1 protein-coding gene is annotated in these 302 nt (G+C 40.4%); it reads right to left on the bottom strand.

Annotation, left to right across the window (positions count from 1 at the left end):
* Window positions 1-53: 53 nt before the first annotated feature.
* On the bottom strand, window positions 54-302 hold a 249-nt coding region (locus tag SB749_RS19125), incomplete at its 5' end, for a hypothetical protein (protein WP_410711693.1).

Here is a 302-nt window from a genome sequence, read left to right as displayed (position 1 = left end):
ACCTGCGGTAATAGAGGGTGCAGATTCGTTTGTGACGATTAATTGAGCCATAGCTACACCTTTGGTAATGTAATTGCATGATCTACATTTAACAGAAACGTCTTACTAGCTACTCGATGCTGTACATACTCACTTGAAAATAAAACATCGATACGATATTGGCCAAAAGGCAAATAAGGCTTGTCTCTAGTTAGCGTAAAGTTTCCGATACCGGTATTCTTTGTGACGTCTAGGCTTTCGTAAAGATCGTTAGAGGTTGACTGGATGTCAGCAGTAACCGCGACATTGTCTAAAGAAATAGG

It is taken from the genome of Brevibacterium sp. SIMBA_078 (genome assembly GCF_046534565.1).
Lineage (GTDB): Bacteria > Actinomycetota > Actinomycetes > Actinomycetales > Brevibacteriaceae > Brevibacterium.
This window is presented reverse-complemented; position numbering and strand designations above follow the sequence as displayed.